Origin of the sequence: Rothia sp. HMSC069C03, assembly GCF_001811075.1 — a bacterium.
Taxonomy (GTDB): Bacteria; Actinomycetota; Actinomycetes; order Actinomycetales; family Micrococcaceae; genus Rothia; species Rothia mucilaginosa.
In genome coordinates, this window is the sequence record NZ_KZ627140.1 from 300,512 (window position 1) to 318,786 (window position 18,275).

At 59.9% G+C, this 18,275-nt stretch carries 16 protein-coding genes and 1 tRNA gene; 14 read left to right on the forward strand and 3 right to left on the reverse strand.

Annotation, left to right across the window (positions count from 1 at the left end; genetic code table 11):
• From HMPREF2779_RS08350 to HMPREF2779_RS08415, 14 genes are all read left to right on the forward strand, one after another.
• The coding region (locus HMPREF2779_RS08350; protein ID WP_233992330.1) for an Rne/Rng family ribonuclease at positions 1-3,240 on the forward strand (3,240 nt) is incomplete at its 5' end.
• 299 nt (positions 3,241-3,539) lie between these two features.
• Positions 3,540-3,878 carry a helix-turn-helix domain-containing protein gene (locus HMPREF2779_RS08355; RefSeq protein ID WP_233992331.1) on the forward strand — a complete coding sequence of 113 codons (339 nt, stop codon included), beginning with the start codon at positions 3,540-3,542 and terminating at the stop codon, positions 3,876-3,878.
• Positions 3,879-3,910: 32 nt separating this feature from the next.
• Positions 3,911-4,738 carry an IS3 family transposase gene (locus HMPREF2779_RS08360; protein ID WP_233992335.1) on the forward strand — a complete coding sequence of 276 codons (828 nt, stop codon included), beginning with the start codon at positions 3,911-3,913 and terminating at the stop codon, positions 4,736-4,738.
• A gap of 529 nt (positions 4,739-5,267) precedes the next feature.
• Positions 5,268-5,579, forward strand: coding sequence for a 50S ribosomal protein L21 (gene rplU / locus HMPREF2779_RS08365; protein ID WP_005505764.1), 312 nt, complete (start codon positions 5,268-5,270; stop codon positions 5,577-5,579).
• A gap of 40 nt (positions 5,580-5,619) precedes the next feature.
• A complete protein-coding gene (gene rpmA / locus HMPREF2779_RS08370; RefSeq protein ID WP_005505766.1) occupies positions 5,620-5,877 on the forward strand; it encodes a 50S ribosomal protein L27 in 258 nt (85 codons plus the stop codon).
• 194 nt (positions 5,878-6,071) lie between these two features.
• The gene (obgE, locus tag HMPREF2779_RS08375; RefSeq protein ID WP_105361292.1) at positions 6,072-7,679 is read left to right on the forward strand and encodes a GTPase ObgE; all 1,608 of its coding nucleotides are present in this window, start codon (positions 6,072-6,074) and stop codon (positions 7,677-7,679) included.
• Between the two features lie 354 nt (positions 7,680-8,033).
• Positions 8,034-8,783 (forward strand): nicotinate-nucleotide adenylyltransferase, encoded by a 750-nt coding sequence (gene nadD, locus HMPREF2779_RS08380; protein WP_070686494.1) that lies wholly within the window; start codon positions 8,034-8,036, stop codon positions 8,781-8,783.
• On the forward strand, positions 8,776-9,825 hold the full coding sequence (locus HMPREF2779_RS08385) for a sulfite reductase subunit alpha (RefSeq protein WP_105361293.1): 1,050 nt from the start codon (positions 8,776-8,778) through the stop codon (positions 9,823-9,825). The genes nadD and HMPREF2779_RS08385 overlap by 8 nt, the downstream gene beginning before the upstream one ends.
• Positions 9,826-9,891: 66 nt before the next feature.
• Positions 9,892-10,329 carry a ribosome silencing factor gene (gene rsfS, locus HMPREF2779_RS08390; RefSeq protein WP_005505774.1) on the forward strand — a complete coding sequence of 146 codons (438 nt, stop codon included), beginning with the start codon at positions 9,892-9,894 and terminating at the stop codon, positions 10,327-10,329.
• Between the two features lie 184 nt (positions 10,330-10,513).
• Positions 10,514-10,586, forward strand: a tRNA-Ala gene (locus HMPREF2779_RS08395).
• 111 nt (positions 10,587-10,697) lie between these two features.
• Positions 10,698-11,666, forward strand: coding sequence for a cation diffusion facilitator family transporter (locus HMPREF2779_RS08400; protein WP_105361294.1), 969 nt, complete (start codon positions 10,698-10,700; stop codon positions 11,664-11,666).
• 370 nt (positions 11,667-12,036) lie between these two features.
• Positions 12,037-13,437 (forward strand): glutaminase, encoded by a 1,401-nt coding sequence (locus tag HMPREF2779_RS08405; protein ID WP_070686488.1) that lies wholly within the window; start codon positions 12,037-12,039, stop codon positions 13,435-13,437.
• A gap of 307 nt (positions 13,438-13,744) precedes the next feature.
• Positions 13,745-14,734, forward strand: coding sequence for a polysaccharide deacetylase family protein (locus HMPREF2779_RS08410; protein WP_070686486.1), 990 nt, complete (start codon positions 13,745-13,747; stop codon positions 14,732-14,734).
• 46 nt (positions 14,735-14,780) lie between these two features.
• Entirely contained in the window at positions 14,781-15,053 is a 273-nt protein-coding gene (locus tag HMPREF2779_RS08415) for a hypothetical protein (RefSeq protein ID WP_233992332.1), read from the forward strand.
• Between the two features lie 97 nt (positions 15,054-15,150).
• Here HMPREF2779_RS08415 and HMPREF2779_RS08420 read toward each other — a convergent pair whose 3' ends face one another.
• From HMPREF2779_RS08420 to HMPREF2779_RS08430, 3 genes are all read right to left on the reverse strand, one after another.
• Entirely contained in the window at positions 15,151-15,732 is a 582-nt protein-coding gene (locus tag HMPREF2779_RS08420) for an excalibur calcium-binding domain-containing protein (protein WP_105361296.1), read from the reverse strand.
• A gap of 266 nt (positions 15,733-15,998) precedes the next feature.
• On the reverse strand, positions 15,999-16,739 hold the full coding sequence (locus tag HMPREF2779_RS08425; protein WP_105361297.1) for a DsbA family oxidoreductase: 741 nt from the start codon (positions 16,737-16,739) through the stop codon (positions 15,999-16,001).
• A gap of 238 nt (positions 16,740-16,977) precedes the next feature.
• Positions 16,978-18,108: a polysaccharide deacetylase family protein gene (locus HMPREF2779_RS08430; protein ID WP_105361298.1), complete on the reverse strand. Its 1,131-nt coding sequence runs from the start codon at positions 18,106-18,108 to the stop codon at positions 16,978-16,980.
• Positions 18,109-18,275: the final 167 nt, after the last annotated feature.

An 18,275-nucleotide genomic window follows, 5' to 3' on the forward strand; every position in this document is an offset into this window, starting at 1 on the left:
GTTGCTGAGGATACTGAGCAGAAGGCTGAAGAAGCTGCACCCGAGGCACCCGCCGCAGAAGAGCCCGCCGCAGAAGAGTCTGCTGAGGAGCCCGTAGCTGAGGAGTCTGCAGAAGCTCCCGAGCCGGTAAAGACCATTAGCGACCTGCAGCGCGAAAAGTTGCAGGAGCTGCGCTCGCGTACCCCCATGGGTGCGATGCCGCTGTTCATGGCTCCCGAGCCGGAGGAACTGAGTGAGCTCGCTGTTGCCGCCAAACTGGAGCGTGAGGCACGCCGCGCCGCTGCCGAGGAGCAGAAGCGTAAGGAGCGCATGGAGCGCCGCCGCGAGGAGGCTGCCGCTGAGGCTGAGGTGACGAGCCACCGTCGCCGTCGCCGTCGCCGCGGTACCGAAGATATTGAGATTGAGGGCGGCGTCGATGATGAGGTTGAGACCGTCACCAAGGTGCGTGCGCCGCGCCTGGCTGACTCTCACACATCCAACACTGTGACCGGTGTGCGCGGTTCTACCCGCCTGGAAGCGAAGCGTGTACGCCGCCGCGAGTCCCGCTCCCTGGGCCGCCGCCGCCACATCGTGACCGAGGCTGAGTTCCTGGCTCGCCGCGAGTCTGTGGACCGTCAGATGCTGGTTCGTCAGAAGGACGGCCGCATCCAGATTGGTGTGCTTGAGGACGGCGTGCTGGCTGAGCACTTCGTATCCAAGACCCAGCAGGATTCCCTGATTGGCAACGTGTACCTGGGTAAGGTTCAGAACGTTCTGCCGTCCATGGAAGCTGCGTTCGTTGACATTGGACGTGGCCGCAACGCTGTGCTGTACGCGGGCGAGGTCAACTGGGATGTCACCGGTCTGGACGGTGCGCCCCGCAAGATTGAGAACGCCCTGAAGCCCGGCGATTCGGTTCTGGTGCAGGTCACCAAGGACCCGATTGGTCACAAGGGTGCCCGCCTGACCAGCCAGGTTTCTCTGCCCGGTCGCTTCCTGGTGTACGTGCCGGGTGGTTCGATGACCGGTATTTCCCGCAAGCTGCCCGACACCGAGCGTGCTCGCCTGAAGAAGATTCTGAAGGACAAGCTGCCCGAGGGTGCTGGCGTAATCGTTCGTACTGCGGCGGAGGGCGCTTCTGAGGAGGAACTGACCCACGACATTAACCGTCTGCGTGCGCAGTGGGAAGAGATTCAGGAGAAGGCTAACTCCCGCAAGGTGCTGGCTCCGGAGATGCTCTACCAGGAGCCCGACCTGATGATTAAGACCGTGCGTGACGTCTTCAACGAGGACTTCACCGCGATGATTGTTCAGGGCGAGAATGCGTGGGATTCCATCGAGGCGTACGTGACGTACGTGGCGCCGGACCTGGTTTCCCGCCTGCAGCAGTGGGATTCCGCTGACGACCTCTTCGACCACTACCGCATTAACGAGCAGCTGGCGAAGGCACTGGACCGTAAGGTGTATCTGCCTTCGGGTGGTTCGCTGGTGATTGACCGTACCGAAGCCATGACTGTGGTGGACGTGAACACCGGTAAGTTCACCGGTAGCGGCGGCAACCTTGAAGAGACTGTCACCAAGAACAACCTGGAAGCTGCTGAGGAGATTGTCCGTCAGCTGCGTCTGCGCGATATCGGCGGCATTATCGTCATTGACTTTATTGACATGGTGCTTGAGTCGAACCGTGACCTGGTTCTGCGTCGCCTGATTGAGTGCCTGGGTCGTGACCGTACCAAGCATCAGGTGGCTGAGGTGACTTCGCTGGGTCTGGTTCAGATGACCCGTAAGCGCCTGGGTACCGGTCTGCTTGAGGTCTTCTCGGAGCCCTGTGAGCAGTGTGCCGGTCGTGGCCTGGTGGTTCACGATCAGCCGCTGAGCGGTCGTAGCGGTGGTGCGTCGGATTACATCCACCGCCATGAGCGTAATGACCGTAAGCGTAGCCGTGCCGCTGCCCGTGAGGATTCTCGTGACCAGCAGAAGCAGGATGCTCTGGAGTCGAAGAAGGCTGAGCGCCGTAACGCTATGGCTGCGGTGGCTGCCGCATCCGCTCAGAGCGAGGACGTTTCGGAGGAGACCGCTTCGACCCGCAAGAAGCGTAAGCGCCGCAAGCGTTCGCGCCGCGCGGAGACCGCTGAGCTTTCGCTTGAGCAGGAGATTCAGGGTATTGCTGAGGCTGCCAGCGAGCAGGCTCACGCGGAGGTTGCTCAGCGTGAGGACAAGGTCGCTGAGGTCACCGAGGGCAACTGGATTGGTGAGCAGGGCGGTTTCTCCCTGGAGCAGCTGGCGAGCGCGTTCGACCGCGTGGAGGAGGAGTCCGCTGAGGATTCCTCGAAGGACTCTGAACAGGAGCGTTCGGAGGACCGTTCTGAGGAGCGTCGTTCGTCCAAGCGTGGCGAGAAGAAGTCTTCTCGTAACCGCCAGCGCCGCGAGCTGACCGATGCGGATATCGCCGCTATGGAGGATTCCGGCGCGGGTGCGCTGGAGGACGAGCACCACGTTGACCCGGAGCTTGACCCGCGCTTTAGCCGCTCCTCGGATCGTTTTGAGGCGATTCGCGCCGGCGAGGCGAAGGCTCGTGCTTCTCAGAAGGCTGGCCGTCTTGCCCGCACTGAGGGTGAGTCATTCCGTTCGGGCCGTGAGGATCGTTCGGAGGAGCGTCGTTCGTCCAAGCGTCAGAACCGCGAACAGCAGAATACTGAGGCAACCTCCGCTGAGGTAAACTCGGGTGTGCAGAAGGCTCAGGAGTCCAAGCGTGTTGAGCGTGAGGACCTGCGCATTGAGGATGTTCGCGAGACTCCGCGTGCGTCCCGCCGCCGTGCTCGTCGCGCCGCTGATGAGAAGCGCGCCGAGAAGGCAGCTGAGCAGAGCGTGGCATCCGAGCAGGCACCCGCGAAGGCTGATAAGGTTGAGAAGTCTGAGTCTCGCACGGTTGTGACCGGCGTGATTGGTGCTCCGGCTGTGACCGGTGTGGTGGGCGCAGCTCCCGCAGCGGTTGAGGCTCCGGTTGAGGAGGCTCAGAAGCCTGCGGCTCAGGTGCCCGGTTCGACCCCGCGTAAGCGTCGCACTCGCCGTGCGGCTTCGAGCGCCGGTGCCGGTGCTCAGGTCGTGACCGTGGACGTTTCCGAGCGTGCTGAGGGTTCCGTGGTTGCTTCCGCTTCTGTTGCGGATGTGGCTCCGGTGGCTGATGACGCTTTGGCTCCTGTCTTGTTCGGCATTGGCGTTGCTGCTGCCGACATTAAGCGTGAAGGTAAGGACGATTAGTCTTTAGCTTCCGATCATCGGAATTCCGATGGTGTGTGTATAACAAGCCCCGGCGGGGTGGAGTGATGAACTGCCTCCCGTTTCTTGGACATCAAAACTAAAGTCCAAGAAACAGGAGGCTTTTCATGTCTATCAATCTGGGATTAAGACATGATCGTTTGCTCCGGGAGCAAGCAGCGCAAATGTTCGAGAGAGGATTCGGCTATGGTCTGACCGCCAGGAAGCTTGGTGTGTCCGCCGCGACTGTGAGAGAGTGGCAGAAAATGTACCACGTCATCGGGAGGGACGGGCTTCTTACCATGGGAGTAAAGCGAACCAAATACGACTATGAGACCAAGGTCGCCGCAGCGAAGGCTGTGGTTGATGGTGGGATGAGTAAGCCTGAGGCGATGGTGCATTTCGGTATTGCAAGCGCAACACCGTTGAAGCAGTGGTGCAGGCTGTACCGCCAGGGCGGCGCGCAGGCGCTTAAGCCTAAGCCCAAGGGCAGGCCGAAGGGGTCGGTGCGGGCGGTGCCGCCAACGCGTGAGGAGGAACTCGAAGAGCGTGTGCGCAAGCTTGAGGCACAGGTGGCGTACCTAAAAAAATCGATTGCCCTGAAGGCGCAGAAGCGCTCCCAAACCGGGACAAAGCCCTAGTGGTCGCTGAGCTTTCAGGGCATGGACACGCGGTGCGTGATCTCCTCGAAGCTGCTGGCCTTGCCAGGTCGAGCTACTACTACGCGTTGGCTCATCCCCAACAGCCAACCAGAGTGCAGCTACGTCCCAAGGTCGCCCAAATCTTTTCGCGAACCCCCAACGGGTGCGGTCACAGGCAGATAGCCATGTGCCTGCGCGCTGAGGAAGGGGTGCGCATTGCCGATAAGACGGTCTTGAAGATGATGCGCCAGATGGGGCTGCGCTGCGGTATACGCCGTGAGAGGCCCTACCGTAGGTATAACTCCTATAAGGGGGATGTGGGGCAAAGGTTCGCCAACATCATCGGTCGCAACTTCACGGCGACCGGTCCCTGGCAGAAGTTGGGCACCGATGTCACCGAGTTTAAGCTCTCCTTTGGTAAGGCCTACCTCGCGCCGGTCTATGACTTTGCCAGCAAGGAGATTGTTGCCCACTCCATCTCGATGTGCCCTAATCTTGCTCAGCAGCAGGAGATGCTTCAGGTACTCATGGATGCCAAACCCGAGGGAGCTAAGCCGATTTTGCACTCGGATATGGGCTGGCAGTATCAGCACGAGATTTACATCAGTATGCTCGCTGAGAACGGTTTTATCCAGAGTATGTCGCGTAAAGGCAACTGCATCGACAATGGCGCCACCGAGCAGGTCTTCGGACACATTAAGGACGAGTTTTTTCGCGGCCAAGACTGGCAGACCTTTGAGAGTTTCAAAGCCGACCTCGAGGCCTATATCATGCACTGGAATACGGTAAGGCGCCAGGTAAAGCTTAAGGGCCTGACCCCGGTAGAGTACCGGGATCAGGCCCTGCAGGAGGCCGCGTAGCGGCTACTATTAAATGCGTCCAAGTTTCGGGGCGCAGTTCAGTGATCCACTGCGCCGGGGCTTGTCTATGCGCGCCTGCCTACCTGCGGCTGCCTCAGCGTTATTTATGCAACCGAGCGGTGCGCGGTTTATATACGGTGCGCGCGCAGGTTGAGTAGCATCACGTGCCGACTTTGGGCGTTCCGCAAAATTATCTATTGCGCGGCGCGTAGATCATGCCGTATCCTTAAGGACTGGTGTTTATCTCAGTGAAGCCCTATCGACGCAGGGCCAGCGGGAGACACCGCTCCCACCCGCATCGTCTTCGGCGCAGTCGAGTATTCGGCTGAGTTTGGAACGTGCGGGAGAGAGACACCACCGGTGAGCCTCGCGTGTTGGCTTCGGCGGGCAATCCCGCCGGAACGCACGGGCCGTTCCTCCTTGTTCGCGGTCATTCGATTGGCGGGGGAGGGCGCACAGCAATGAAAGCGCAGGCTGCTCATTCGTGTGAGATTCAAGAAGCAAGTTGTCGAGAAAAGTGAGTCCCATAGTGGCATACGCGATTGTACGCGCTGGCGGCCGCCAGGAGAAGGTTTCCGTAGGCGACCTCGTTACCCTTGACCGTGTTGCAGGCGAGCCCGGCAGCACCATCGAGCTGCCCGTGCTGCTGCTCGTCGACGGTGACAAGGTCACCGCTGACGCAAAGTCCCTGGCTTCCGCCAAGGTTGTTGCTGAGAAGGTTGAGGACCTGCGCGGTCCGAAGATCGTTATTCAGAAGTACAAGAACAAGACCGGTTACAAGAAGCGTCAGGGCTTCCGCGCCGAGCTGACCACCGTCAAGATTACCGCTATCAACGCGTAATCGAAACGACCGGAATTCAACCCTAAGGTAGGAATACAGAATGGCACACAAGAAGGGCGCAAGCTCCACCCGTAACGGCCGTGACTCGAACCCCCAGTACCTCGGTGTTAAGCGCTACGGCGGCCAGTCCGTCAACGCAGGCGAGATTCTCGTTCGCCAGCGCGGCACCCACTTCCACCCCGGCCTGAACGTTGGCCGTGGTGGCGACGACACCCTGTTCGCTCTGGCAGCAGGCACCGTCGAATTCGGTACCCGCAAGGGCCGCAAGGTCGTTAACATCCTGGCAGCAGCTGAGTAATACTCACCGCTAGGGCAGAGGGGGTAGGCGTTAGTCTACCCCCTCTCGCTATGACCTCCAATGCCGTGGACGCCCGTGCTGGGCTCCACGATGAGGCGCACCCCAACCCGGTCGCGCCTGCTACCGCATCCGCAGCATGATTGGTGTGTGCCGTGCGGTGGCGAAGTGAAGATTTTCCAAGATAAGGAGAACCCGTGGCAGAATTCGTGGACCGCGTGGTCTTGCATGTATCTGGCGGTCGCGGAGGTAACGGCTGCGTCTCCGTGCGACGTGAAAAGTTTAAGCCTCTGGGCGGCCCTAATGGCGGTAACGGTGGTAATGGTGGCGCGGTGATTCTGCGCGTGGATAACCAGACCACGACCCTGCTGGAGTACCACCACAGCCCGCACCAGCACGCCCCGAATGGCGATATTGGTCGTGGCGATATGCACCACGGCTTTAACGGTGAGGACCTGATTCTGACCGTGCCGCAGGGTACTGTGGTGAAGGACCGCGAGGGTAATGTTTTGGCTGACCTGCTGCGTGTGGGCGACGAGTACGTTGCTGCCCGTGGCGGTATGGGCGGTCTGGGTAACGCTGCGTTGGCTTCGGCTAAGCGTAAGGCTCCCGGTTTTGCTCTGTTGGGCACCCCCGGTGAAGAGACTGATATTGTTCTGGAGCTCAAGTCCATTGCGGATGTGGCTCTGGTGGGTTACCCCTCGGCGGGTAAATCTTCGTTGATTGCTGCGATTTCTGCGGCGCGTCCGAAGATTGCTGACTACCCGTTCACCACTTTGATCCCGAACCTGGGCGTGGTGCAGGCGGGCGATGTTCGCTACACCGTCGCGGATGTTCCCGGTCTGATTGAGGGCGCTTCGGAGGGCCGCGGTCTGGGTCACCGCTTCCTGCGCCATGTGGAGCGTTCTTCGGCTCTGGTGCACGTGATTGACTGCGCTACTTTGGAGCCGGGCCGCGACCCGATCAGTGACTTTGAGGTGATCCGCGGTGAGCTGCAGAACTATGAGGTTGACCCGACTGCGGGTGTAACCGTGCCGCTGCATGAGCGTCCGCAGATTGTGGTGCTCAATAAGATTGACGTTCCTGAGGCTCGTGAGCTGGCTGAGTTTGTTCGCCCCGAGTTTGAGGAGATGGGCTTCAAAGTCTTCGAGATTTCGACTGCTTCCCATGAGGGTCTGAAGTCCCTGATCTTTGCGATGGCAAAGCTCGTGGAGGAGGACCGCGTGGCTCGTGCCGCTGCCGAGAAGGAAGCGGAGCGCGTGGTTGTTGAGGCTCCTGTGGTTCGCCCGAAGGGCTTCCGCGGTAAGAAGAAGCAGGAATTCACTATTCGCCGCGAGGAGCGTAACCTTGAGCCGCTGTTCCGCGTGATTGGTGAGAAGCCTGAGCGTTGGATTCAGCAGACTGACTTCAATAATGATGAGGCTGTCGGCTACCTGGCGGACCGCCTGGCGCGCCTGGGTGTTGAGGATGAGCTGTTCAAGGCTGGTGCTCGTGCCGGTGACGCCGTGGTGATTGGCGAGAACGACAACTCGGTGATCTTCGATTGGGAGCCGACCATGGTCGGTGGCGCTGAGCTGCTGTCCTCCCCGCGTGGTACGGATGCTCGTCTGGAAGAGATTATTCGCCCGACTCGTGCGCAGAAGCGTGTGGAGTACAAGGAGCGTATGGATGCGAAGGCGGAGGCTCGTGCCGAGCTGGAGTCCGAGCGCGCTGCAGGCGTGTGGACCGAGTCAGTTGAGTACCGCAAGAAGTTGAAGGAAGGCAAGGTCGACGAGAATATCGACATGCCGAACATTGATGACTAATATCTAGGCGTTAGTTGTTGATGGTGCCGCGTACCGGGGTTTGGCTCCGGTACGCGGCGCCTTCTTGTGCGCGGTGTTTTCTTGTAGGTCCTGTGGTTGCCGCTCGCGCCGGATGCGCGTGTCGGAACACGCAGGTGAGCCTGTGGCCGGGCGTGCTGGCTGGGTATTCCACTGGCGGCTTAGCTCACCCCCGTCATTTCGGTGTTTTTGACCGTAAGCAGGTAGCATAGAGGGGAATGTACGCGGGCACCTTTTTCGGTGTTGCGTACCTTCTGTGTACCTGCCCGCATCCGCACCTGTGGTGGCTTTTTAGCTGCCGTGGTGCGGTCTCTGTCCCCAGCAAGGACGGCATTTGTGACTGACCAGCCTGTTCACCTTGATTTTGGTGCTCCGAGCACCGAGTCGATTCCCCCGCGCACTCCCGGTCGGGTGCGTCTGGGTGTGATGGGTGGAACCTTCGACCCGATTCACCACGGACACCTGGTGGCAGCTAGTGAAGTTGCCGCCGTGTTCGACCTGGATGAGGTCGTGTTCGTTCCGACCGGTCAGCCCTGGCAGAAGGTGGGGGAGCGGCACGTGAGCGACGCTGAGCATCGCTACCTGATGACGGTGATTGCGACCGCGTCGAACCCGCGTTTTACGGTGAGCCGTATTGATATTGACCGTGGCGGCGCCACCTACACCTTTGATACGCTTAACGAGCTGCGCGCCCTGCGCCCGGATGCTGACCTGTTCTTCATTACCGGCGCGGACGCGATTAGCCAGATTATGACCTGGCGCAATGCCCATAAGCTGTGGGATTTGGCGACTTTTGTGGGTGTGACCCGCCCCGATCACAATCTGGATCCGCCGCTGGCTGAGGGTCGTCATATTACGACCCTGAAGATTCCTGCGATGGCGATTTCTTCAACTGATATTCGTCGCCGCGCAGCTGCAGACGCCCCCATCTGGTACCTGGTGCCCGATGGTGTGGTGCAGTACATTGCTAAGTACGGCCTGTACAAGAAGGACGCCTTGACGGCGTACCGTGACGGCTTACCCCGCGTGAAGGATGAGTCTGGGCAGGCACCCCAATCGACGAATAATGAGGGAACACATGAGTGAAGCTACGGGTTCGAAGCCCTATAGCGAGGACGAAGCGTACCTCTACGAGACGTACGTGACCGAGGACGGCATTGAGGTGCCGCCGCCTACTAAGGTGATGGGTCCGCGCCGTCTTGCCCGCTACCGTGAAGAAGTTGCCGAGTACCTGCGTGCAGCCCGCCGCGGTGAGCCCGCGAAGCCTGTTGAGAACATGGGATCCGTGATTCATGCGGGTGCTATTGACCCGCAGGTTCTGGCTGTTCAGCGTCGTTTTGCGGCGCTGGCGGCTCAGGGCAAGATTGACACTGAGGCGAACGATGAGGAGAAGCTGCACGAGCCTGCTCCTCTGACCAGTAGCCTGCGTGTTCTGCGTCCCGAAGAGATCGCGCAGAACCGTGTGGATGCGACCAGCCCCTCCGCGGTGGATAACCCGATGACTTCTTCGATCCCGGTCATTGCCGTGGTCAAGGAGGAGAAGCCGGAACCCGAGCTGCACCAGTACCTGGTGCGCGATGAGCCGAAGGTTGAGGAGCTGGACAGCTCTGACGTTGAGGCCGAGCAGACCGAGGTCGCTTCCGTTGAGGAAGAGACTGTTGAGGTTGCTGAGGTTGAAGAGTCTGCTGACGAGCTGCCCACCCGCGTGAGCGCAGTGAACGCGCAGGGTCTTGACCTGAGCGTGCTGGATAGCGCCTCCGCCGGTGACACCGTGGATTCGGTGGACGGCGACCCGACTGTTGCTCTGAGCCCGGATGAGGTTGAGGAGCTGCTACAGCGCATGGTGGATCGTCAGGATCCCGAAGAGGCACTGGTTGAGGAGACTGCTGAAGAGTCCGAAGAGGATTCTGAGGTTGAAGAGTCTGAGCCGGCTGAGTCGAAGTCTGCATCGGCTGTCTCTGCTGAGGCGTCGAAGGAAGCTGAGGAAAAGTCTGCTTCTGAGAGCGCTGTCGAGAAGGCTGAAGAGGTTCTGCAGCCTGCGCAGAAGGCCTCCCTGACGTGGCTGTGGATTGTGCTGCTGCTCGCCCTGGTCGTTGTTGGTCTGATTATGATTTTTGGCCCTAAGTAGGCCGTGAACAATGCACCCCTGTTGCGGGTGCTGCCGGTGGGTGTTCTGCCGGCAAGGAAGGAAAATATGACTGCTGCACAGTCCTCGATTGAGGCTCTGCGCATTGCCGCCCGCGCTGCGGAGGAGAAGCAGGGAACGAACCTGTTCGCTGTGGATGCATCCGATGCGATGGGTTTGATTGATGGCTTCCTGGTGGTTTCTGCCCACAATGAGCGCCTCGTGAACGCTGTTGCGGATGAGGTTGAGGACGCTCTGCGTGAGCAGGCTGACCTGAAGCCGGTCCGCCGTGAGGGTCGTTCCTCGGGTCGTTGGATTCTGCTGGACTTCGGCGATATTGTCGTGCATGTTCAGCATGAGGAGGACCGCGAGTTCTACGCTCTGGATCGTCTGTGGGCTGAGGCTCCGCGTATTGAGCTGGGCGTTGAGAACGAGGCTCCCTTCGACATTGAGGGTGAGACTGAGGAAGATGCTGCACGCATCATTCCCGCTCAGGATGAGGCGTAGGCTTCTGCTTGATTTTTAGCTGATGAGGGGTGGGCTCTGCTGGCGCTGTACGGCGCCGCGGGGTCCGCCCCTCTTGCTTACCCGCCCGGAACTTTTTTGGATTTTTGGGTGCGCTGGTTTGCATCGTTGTCCGTGGTGTGTGTAATATATTCATGTTGCCTCGTTGAGGTCACTAACTGAATATGGGGATATGGCGCAGCTGGTAGCGCACCTGCATGGCATGCAGGGGGTCAGGGGTTCGAGTCCCCTTATCTCCACGTTTTCCTCGGTTGAGGAGCTTTTCGCCCGGTTCTTGTGAATCGGGCGATTTTGCTATCTGCCGATAACTCTCGATAGTCAACAACGCATTCATAGTTGAGGAGAAGCGCATGGGAGCGCACGCACACCACGGCCACCACGGCCACCACGGGCATCATCATTCGCATGCCCCGAGCCCGGAGGACGCCGCCTCGATGCGTCCGCGCCTGCTGATTGCGTTTAGCTTGGCGGTCGTTATTGTGTTGGCGCAGGCGATTGGTTCGTTGGTCACGGGAAGTCTTGCGCTGCTGACTGATACGGCGCACGCTCTGGCGGATGCCTCGGGCCTGCTGGTGGCGCTTACGGCGGCTTCGCTGATGACGCGGCCCGCGACGTCCCGCCGCACGTGGGGTTTCCGCCGCATTGAGGTGCTTGCCGCTCTCGGGCAGTCGGTGCTGCTGTTGGCGGTGGGTATCTACACGGCGGTGGAGGGCGTGCATCGCCTGTTCGCCCCGCCGGAGGTGCCCGGCACCGAACTGCTGATCTTTGGTGTGGTTGGCCTGGTGGCGAACGCTATTGGTATTGCGGTGCTGGCTACGGCGAGGAACGCGAACTTCAATATGCGTGCCGCGTTCCTGGAGGTGCTCAATGACGCCCTGGGTTCGTTGGGTGTGATTGTGGCGGCTATCGTGATTTGGCTGACGGGCTTCTATCAGGCGGATGCCCTTGCCGGTCTGCTGATTGCGGCGCTGATTGTGCCGCGTGCGGCGCGTCTGATGAGGCAGACGACTGCGGTGCTCATGGAGTTCACCCCGGACGGCCTGGACCTGGACGCGATGCGTGAGCACATGCTGCGAGTTGAGGGCGTTGTGGAGGTGCACGATGTGCACGCTTCGATGGTGGCGACCGGTCTGCCGGTGGTGACCGCGCACGTGGTGGTTGCCGATTCGTGCTTCCATGACGGGTCTGCGGTGGCGATTTTGGACCGTATCCGTTCGTGCGTGGCGGGTCATTTTGAGGTGTCGGTGGAGCATTCGACGTTCCAGTTGGAGACTGCCGAGTTGGGTGGTCGTGAGCCGGCTTCGATTCGCCACCCGTAGGTTGTGCCCCATAGGCTGGCTCGCGTAGGTTTTGCCTGGGCTTCGTCGGCGGTTCTGCCCGCCGCGGTAGATAGAGCAGAAATAGCAAGCCAGAACAGGTACCAGAGCCTGAAATAGTGGGGGAGTAGTGACCGTTATATTTGGTGGCTTCAACACGCAAAAGATACACTCTTTAGGGAGCAAAAGGTGCTCCTCACCCACACACTTTGACAGGTCCGCTGGCTGGCTCTTTAGTTTGGCAGTCGCGGTAGCCTGCAACGATGAGCGCCTCAGCCCAGCTGAAACGGAATAGCTGAAACGGAACAGCGGGCGGGCGCATCCATAGATTTTTGACGAGAACAACCACGATTAGCAGCAGATACGGAACACTATGCATTCACCTATTGCCACTTACCTGACCGAGACCCTCGAGTCGGTCGCTTCTGATACCTCCGGTGAGTTGGCAAACTATATTCCGGAACTTGCCGCCGTGGACCCGGACAAGCTCGCCGCGTCTATTGCGATGGTTGACGGTGAGCAGTACGCCGCCGGTGACTCCGATGTGGAGTTCACAATTCAGTCGATTTCTAAGCCGTTCGTGTACGCCCTGGCGCTCGCGGACCGCGGCTATGATGACGTGCTTGCGAAGGTGGGCGTGGAGCCTTCCGGTGAGCCGTTCAACGAGTTGTCCCTGGAGGACGGTTCCGGTAAGCCGCTGAACCCGATGATTAACGCCGGCGCGATTACCACCCATTCGCTGGTGGGTCCTCCCGGTGCGACTCAGGGCGAGCGCATGGAGCGCGTCATTTCTGGTCTGTCTGCGTTTGCGGGCCGCCGCCTGTCGGTGAACGAGCGCGTGTACGAGTCTGAGCTGGAGCACGCGCACCGCAACTACGCGATTGCGCACATGCTGCGCGGCCACGGCATCCTGACCGGTGACCCGACCGTGGCGGTGCAGGGTTATACCCGCCAGTGCTCGCTGATGGTGACGGTTAAGGATTTGGCGTTGATGGCGGCGACTTTGGCGAACTATGGTGTGCATCCGGTGACGGGTGAGCAGGTGGTTCCTAAGACCGTGGTGCGTCAGGTGCTGAGCGTCATGTTCACGTGCGGCATGTATAACGCTGCGGGTGACTGGGCAACCCAGGTGGGTGTGCCGGCGAAGAGCGGCGTGGGCGGCGGCATTATTGGTGCGGTGCCCGGTCAGCTGGGCGTGGCGACGTTCTCGCCGCGTCTGGACGGTCACGGTAATAGTGTGCGCGGTGTAGAGCTGTTCGAGCAGTTCTCTGATGACATGGGCATGCACGTGATGAACGTGCCGACGGTGGCTCGTTCGGCGTTGCGTGCGAACTACCAGATCGGTTCGGGCGATGAGTCTATGCGCCTGATTCAGTTGCAGGGCCGTATCCGTTTTGCGGGTGTGGAGCGCGTGATCCGTGAGATTGTGGAAGCCCCGATGGAGGGTTCCAAGGTAGCCCTGGATGTGACTCGCGTGTACGCGGTGGATGAGGTCGCTCAGAGCATGCTCCTGGAGCTGATGCGTCGTCTGCGGAATGACGGGTACAAGGTGTACCTGATTGATAATGACGAGACGATCACGAACACGGATGCGCTGCGCAGCATGGGTGTGAAGGTTTTGACGAACCCGGCGGTGGTGACTTCTGCTGAGTCGGATGCTGAGCGTGTGGCTGAGGCGGACGCCGAAGAGGCTGCGGAGGCTGCGGCTCTGGAGGCGCTGAATGCATTGGAATCCGCTAAGTCGGAACAGCCGGAAGCTTCGGAGTCTGAGTAGGTTTCTCTCCGCGTACTTGGTTGTACGATTGTGTGAACTTATATATTGAGGCCCCTTTCCCGTGCGCGTTGTGAATGCGTTCTGGGGGAGGGGTCTTGCTGTGCTTACCTAGAGCTGTACCTTGCGCTGTAGCTGGAGCTGTACCTGGATTACCTGGCGTGCGGGTAGCTTAGTGTACTGAGCGTGGTCTTCGGTGAGTGAGTGGACTGAACATGTATAAAGGTTCTTTAATAGTGCCGTTGTTAATCATTAAGTAATATTTTGAATTTTTCGATAGCTAACAGTGGTCTCATCATACACTCGTAATATGAACACTGTTCCACACTCAGAAACACCTATCACTACTCGTCAGTCCGCTATCGTCAACCCCACCGCTGACCAGGCGGCGGCGGCGGGTGCTTCTGCCCGCGCCTCCATGGGGCGACGGGAACTCTTACAACACGTTGGTACCTTTGGTCTAGGCGCGGTGAGCTTCGGCGTGCTGGGTCTTGGCCTCACCGGTTGTACCCCGTCGAACACCCCGTCGGGCAGTGCCTCGGCGAGCCCTTCTTCGACCCCTTCGGCAAGCTCGGCGGGTACCCCTTCCGCATCTGGCTCCGCAACGGGTACCCCATCCCCGACCGCCGCGGCATCTAAGACCGCTTCTGCGACTGCGACGTCGTCGAACCCGATTCCCGAAGCTCGTGCCTGGACTGGACCGCAGACCGGCCTGCCCGGTGAGGGCAAGTACATTGCGTGGACGGTCGATGACGGCGCCGACCCGGAGGTGGTACGCGCCTACGCGGAGTTTTCTCGCCGTACCGGCACGCGCCTCACCTTCTTTATCAACGGTCAGTACCCGGCGTTTAGGCAGCATCGTGACCTGTTGTTGCCGCTGGTGAAGAGTGGTCAGTTGCAGATTGCGAACCATACGTATAGTCATGCGGCGTTGACGAGCCTGACGGATGAGCAGATTGTTCAGGAGTTGACCCGTAATGATGAGGAGATTATGCGGCTTTTTGGGGTGTCTTCGAAGCCGTATTTCCGCCCGCCGTACGGGTATTATGATGCGCGCGTGTTGGCGGCTGCGGCGTCGTGTGGTTTTACGCGCCCGGTTCTGTGGTACGGGTCGTTGGCGGATTCGTCTAATATTTCTTCGGCTGAGGTGTATGCCTATGCGGAGAAGTATGCGTTGGCTCAACATATTGTGATTGGGCATTTGAATTATCGGGGTGTGGTGTCTGAGCTGGACCGTATTCGGGCGTTGTTGGATCGGCGCGGGTTGAAGACGGTGACGATTCGTGACTATTACGGGTAGTGCGGGGGAGCCCCGGCGAGGGGTTCCGGTGGGTATACTGGGAGGCATGATGAAGCTTCCTCAGAATCCTCTCCTTCGGCAGGTGCACCGCTTCCGTGAGTCGCTGCTGCTTTTGCTGTATTACTCGCTGTCTTTTCTGGGTGTGCGGTGGGTGCGCACGGGGCATCCGCGTGTGGCGGCGGTGTGGTCTGTGGGTTTGTGGCTGAATTTGGTGGTGCGTGGCATGGACCAGGTGGTGCGTATGCTGGTGCCGGTCCTGCAGGATGCGGAGGCGCGCCGTGCTCGTGCTGAGCGTGCCCGCGCCTACCAGCCGCGCTAGCCTCACCGACTGAGCTGATAGAACGAGGCTGATATGACGAAGCCCCCTCGTGCTAGAAATAGTACGAGGGGGCTTCGTCATAAGGACAGACGGAAGCCTAGCGCTTCTTCGGCTCGCACGCCACGCCGTCACCATCAGAATCAAGACCAGGACGGTAACCCGGCTCGCCACGATGCAACGGCGCCGCACCCGCAGCAATAGCCGCAGCACAATTCTTGTAATAAACACTCGACTGCGCCGGAGCCTGTTGAACCGGCTGCGCGGGAGCTTGCTGAGCGGGAGCCTCAGCCGCCGGAGCCTGGGCGGGTGCCTGCTGGACGGGCGCCTCCGTAGCTACCGGCGCCTGCTGAACAGGCTCAGCCTGTTGCGCGGGAACCGCAGAAACCGGAGCCGCCGGCGCCTCCGCGGAAGGTGCCTCAGTAGCCGGTGCCTGCACGGGCGCCTCAGTGGTCGGAGCCGGAGACGGGGTTACCGTCGGGGTAGGAGACTCCGAAGGAGTTGCAGACGCACTCGGCGTCGGAGAAGAACTAGGAGTAGCTGAAACCGAAGGGCTAGCAGAAACAGACGTCGACGATGACGCAGAAGGCACAGGCTTCGGGGCGCGAACAGACGAAGAGCAACCGGTCAGCAGCAGAGCACCCGCAAGAACACCAGCGGTCGCGGTGTGAATTTTCAACACAATATTCCTTTATAAAGTGAGTGGACAAGTGTGTTCACCGTAGAACACACACTCAAGTGTAAAGGAAAACGGCCCCATCCGCAGGTAATATTGAGCCCCCAAACATTCCGACAAGGGAAGAAACGCCAATCTGGCACGCCAAAGCCCTCTTGTACCGGTTTAGCCAAGAACCGGCACAAGAGGGCTTCGCCATATCTGGGGCTGCATGAGCCGGGGGCGTTAGGGGAGTAGCACCCCCTCCGGGACAGCTCCATCCAGAACTGTCGCTAGGAGCAGTTGCCGTTCATATCGCAGGACGGACCCGCCTCCGCAGCACCGTCACCCGCAGTATCACCAGCCGCGCCCGCCAGCGGGTTCAAAAACTCAACACGGTGAGTCTCCTCCCACACCTGACGCAGCGCCTGCACCAGCATCTTCGCAGGCTGCGCACCACTGACCGCCCACTTCGACTCAATCAAGAAGAACGGCACACCATTAATGCCCAGCTGGCGCGCCAACTGCTCATCAGCACGCACATCCGCCGCGTAACGGTCGCTCTTCAACACCGCCTCAACCTCGGCAGTATCCAGGCCAATCTCAGAAGCAATATCCAGAATCGACTCGTGATCCTGCACCGAACGGCCCTGCGTAAAGTACGCCAGCTTAAACGCCTCCTGCGCCGCCGACGCCAAACCCTGTTCCGCCGCATAGTGAATCACACGGTGCACATCAAACGTGTTACCGTACCGCGCCTGACGCCAATTGAAATCCAAACCCACCTCGCGGGCACGCTCCGCCAACGACTCCTGGCTCGCAATCGCCTGCTCCAACGACATCTGATACTTACCAGCAATCATCTCAGGTAGCGAACCGGCAGGATGCTCCGTAGCCGACGGGTCCAGCTCAAAACTATGCCACACCACCTCAACCTCGTCACGGTGCTCAAACTCGGCGAGCGCCTGCTCCAGGTTACGCTTGCCCACGTAGCAGAAGGGGCACACAATATCGGACCAAATATCAATACGCACGTTATCTATTCCTCTCATACTCGGATGCGGCACATTGCCGCCTGTATGCTCACCTAACGCCCCGGCTGCCGTGTTTATTCCCGGCTATTCCCAGCGTTATTCCCCAGCGTTATTCCCCAGCGTTATTCCCGTCGGGTACGGCAAAGCCCCCTCGCGCCGGTTCGTACAGAATCTTCTGTACAGGAATGTCCGTACAGGAACCGGGTCAAGGGGGCTTAGCACACGCGAAATACGCGCCCTATCGGCGGGCAGCCGCCGGTGCGGTAGTGGCAGTAGCCGCGGGAGCAGTCGTAGCCGCAGGTGCGGCGGTCGCACGAGCCGGCGGAGCCGTAGTGGGTGCCGCCGCAGGTGCAGTCGTAGCCTGCTGGGTCGCCGCTGCCTCATCCTCATAGCGGGTAGTCGGCGCCTGAGTCGGAGCCTCAGTAGTCGGCTCCTGGGTAGGGGCCGGCGCCTCCGTAGTTGCCTCGGGGGAGGGGGTGTTCTCCTCCGGGGTCGCGGTCGGCGAAGGAGCCGCCGCCTTAATCTCTTCCTCGGATGCGTCACCGTAGTAGTCACGAATCGTCACCGCAGTCAGGCCGCGGTCATCAATCAGGCCCTTCACCTTATCCAGGATCGGGATGATCGTCTCGTAGTTCAGGTGGCCCAGCACAATCTGCTGCGGCAGCATGTAGCGGATGCAGCGCATGTAAATCACGCGGGAGCTAGTCTTCGCCTCATCACCGGTAGTGCCGTTCCACATGACCGGGCGGGTAAAACCAATCTCACCGGCAGCCTTCAGCACCGCATCGTTATAGCGGCCATACGGCGGGCGGAAGTACGGCTTCGACGAGACACCGAACATGCTCATAATCTCGTCTTCGTTACGCTGCAGCTCTTCCTTCACGCCCTCAGCATCCAGGGTGGTCAGGTCGGCGTGGCTGTAGGTGTGGTTCGCAACCTGAATCTGACCGCTCTGAACCAGCGGACGCAGCAACGACACATGCTCCTTAAAACCGGTGTAAGAAGCGTTAATGAAGAACGTCAGGCGAGTATTCGTACGCTTCGAGAACTCAGCGTAGCCGCGAATCGCCTCCGGGCTTACGCCGTCATCAACAGTCCACGCAACATACTTGCCGTCACCAATGAGGGAGTTGCCGATGCCGGGCCATTCGCGCGGCTTATCAACCGGGTTGCCAGCAGCGGCAACGGTCGGCGAATTCGTGGGCGCGGGGCGAGTAGCAGCAGCGGAGGTCTCGCCGCCAGCCTGATACGGAGTGAAATTACCGCTGGTGCCGTCGTAGTCATTCGACTTCTTCGAGCAGGCAGCGATCAGCGGAAGCATAGCAGTGCCGAGCACAAAAAGTCGGCGGTTAGGCTGTGAGTGGGTCATACTCTCCAGGATAACGCGCCCACCTGCAAGGAACGAATCTGAACAGCGAATACACCCTAAATAATGTGCACATCACACCGCGCGCTCAGCACCACAGTATTAATAGGTATAAAAACTAGGTATAAGAACACAAAATCCTAAAGCCGCAAGCCGGTAATGCTCCGCTA

Excerpts from the sequence above, each read along its gene's own strand:
- HMPREF2779_RS08430 (WP_105361298.1), bottom strand. The coding sequence starts at position 18,108 with ATGACCCACTCACAGCCTAACCGCCGACTTTTTGTGCTCGGCACTGCT.
- HMPREF2779_RS08385 (WP_105361293.1), top strand. The coding sequence starts at position 8,776 with ATGAGTGAAGCTACGGGTTCGAAGCCCTATAGCGAGGACGAAGCGTAC.
- HMPREF2779_RS08355 (WP_233992331.1), top strand. The coding sequence starts at position 3,540 with ATGGGAGTAAAGCGAACCAAATACGACTATGAGACCAAGGTCGCCGCA.
- rpmA (WP_005505766.1), top strand. The coding sequence starts at position 5,620 with ATGGCACACAAGAAGGGCGCAAGCTCCACCCGTAACGGCCGTGACTCG.
- HMPREF2779_RS08415 (WP_233992332.1), top strand. The coding sequence starts at position 14,781 with ATGATGAAGCTTCCTCAGAATCCTCTCCTTCGGCAGGTGCACCGCTTC.
- rsfS (WP_005505774.1), top strand. The coding sequence starts at position 9,892 with ATGACTGCTGCACAGTCCTCGATTGAGGCTCTGCGCATTGCCGCCCGC.
- HMPREF2779_RS08405 (WP_070686488.1), top strand. The coding sequence starts at position 12,037 with ATGCATTCACCTATTGCCACTTACCTGACCGAGACCCTCGAGTCGGTC.
- HMPREF2779_RS08400 (WP_105361294.1), top strand. The coding sequence starts at position 10,698 with ATGGGAGCGCACGCACACCACGGCCACCACGGCCACCACGGGCATCAT.
- HMPREF2779_RS08410 (WP_070686486.1), top strand. The coding sequence starts at position 13,745 with ATGAACACTGTTCCACACTCAGAAACACCTATCACTACTCGTCAGTCC.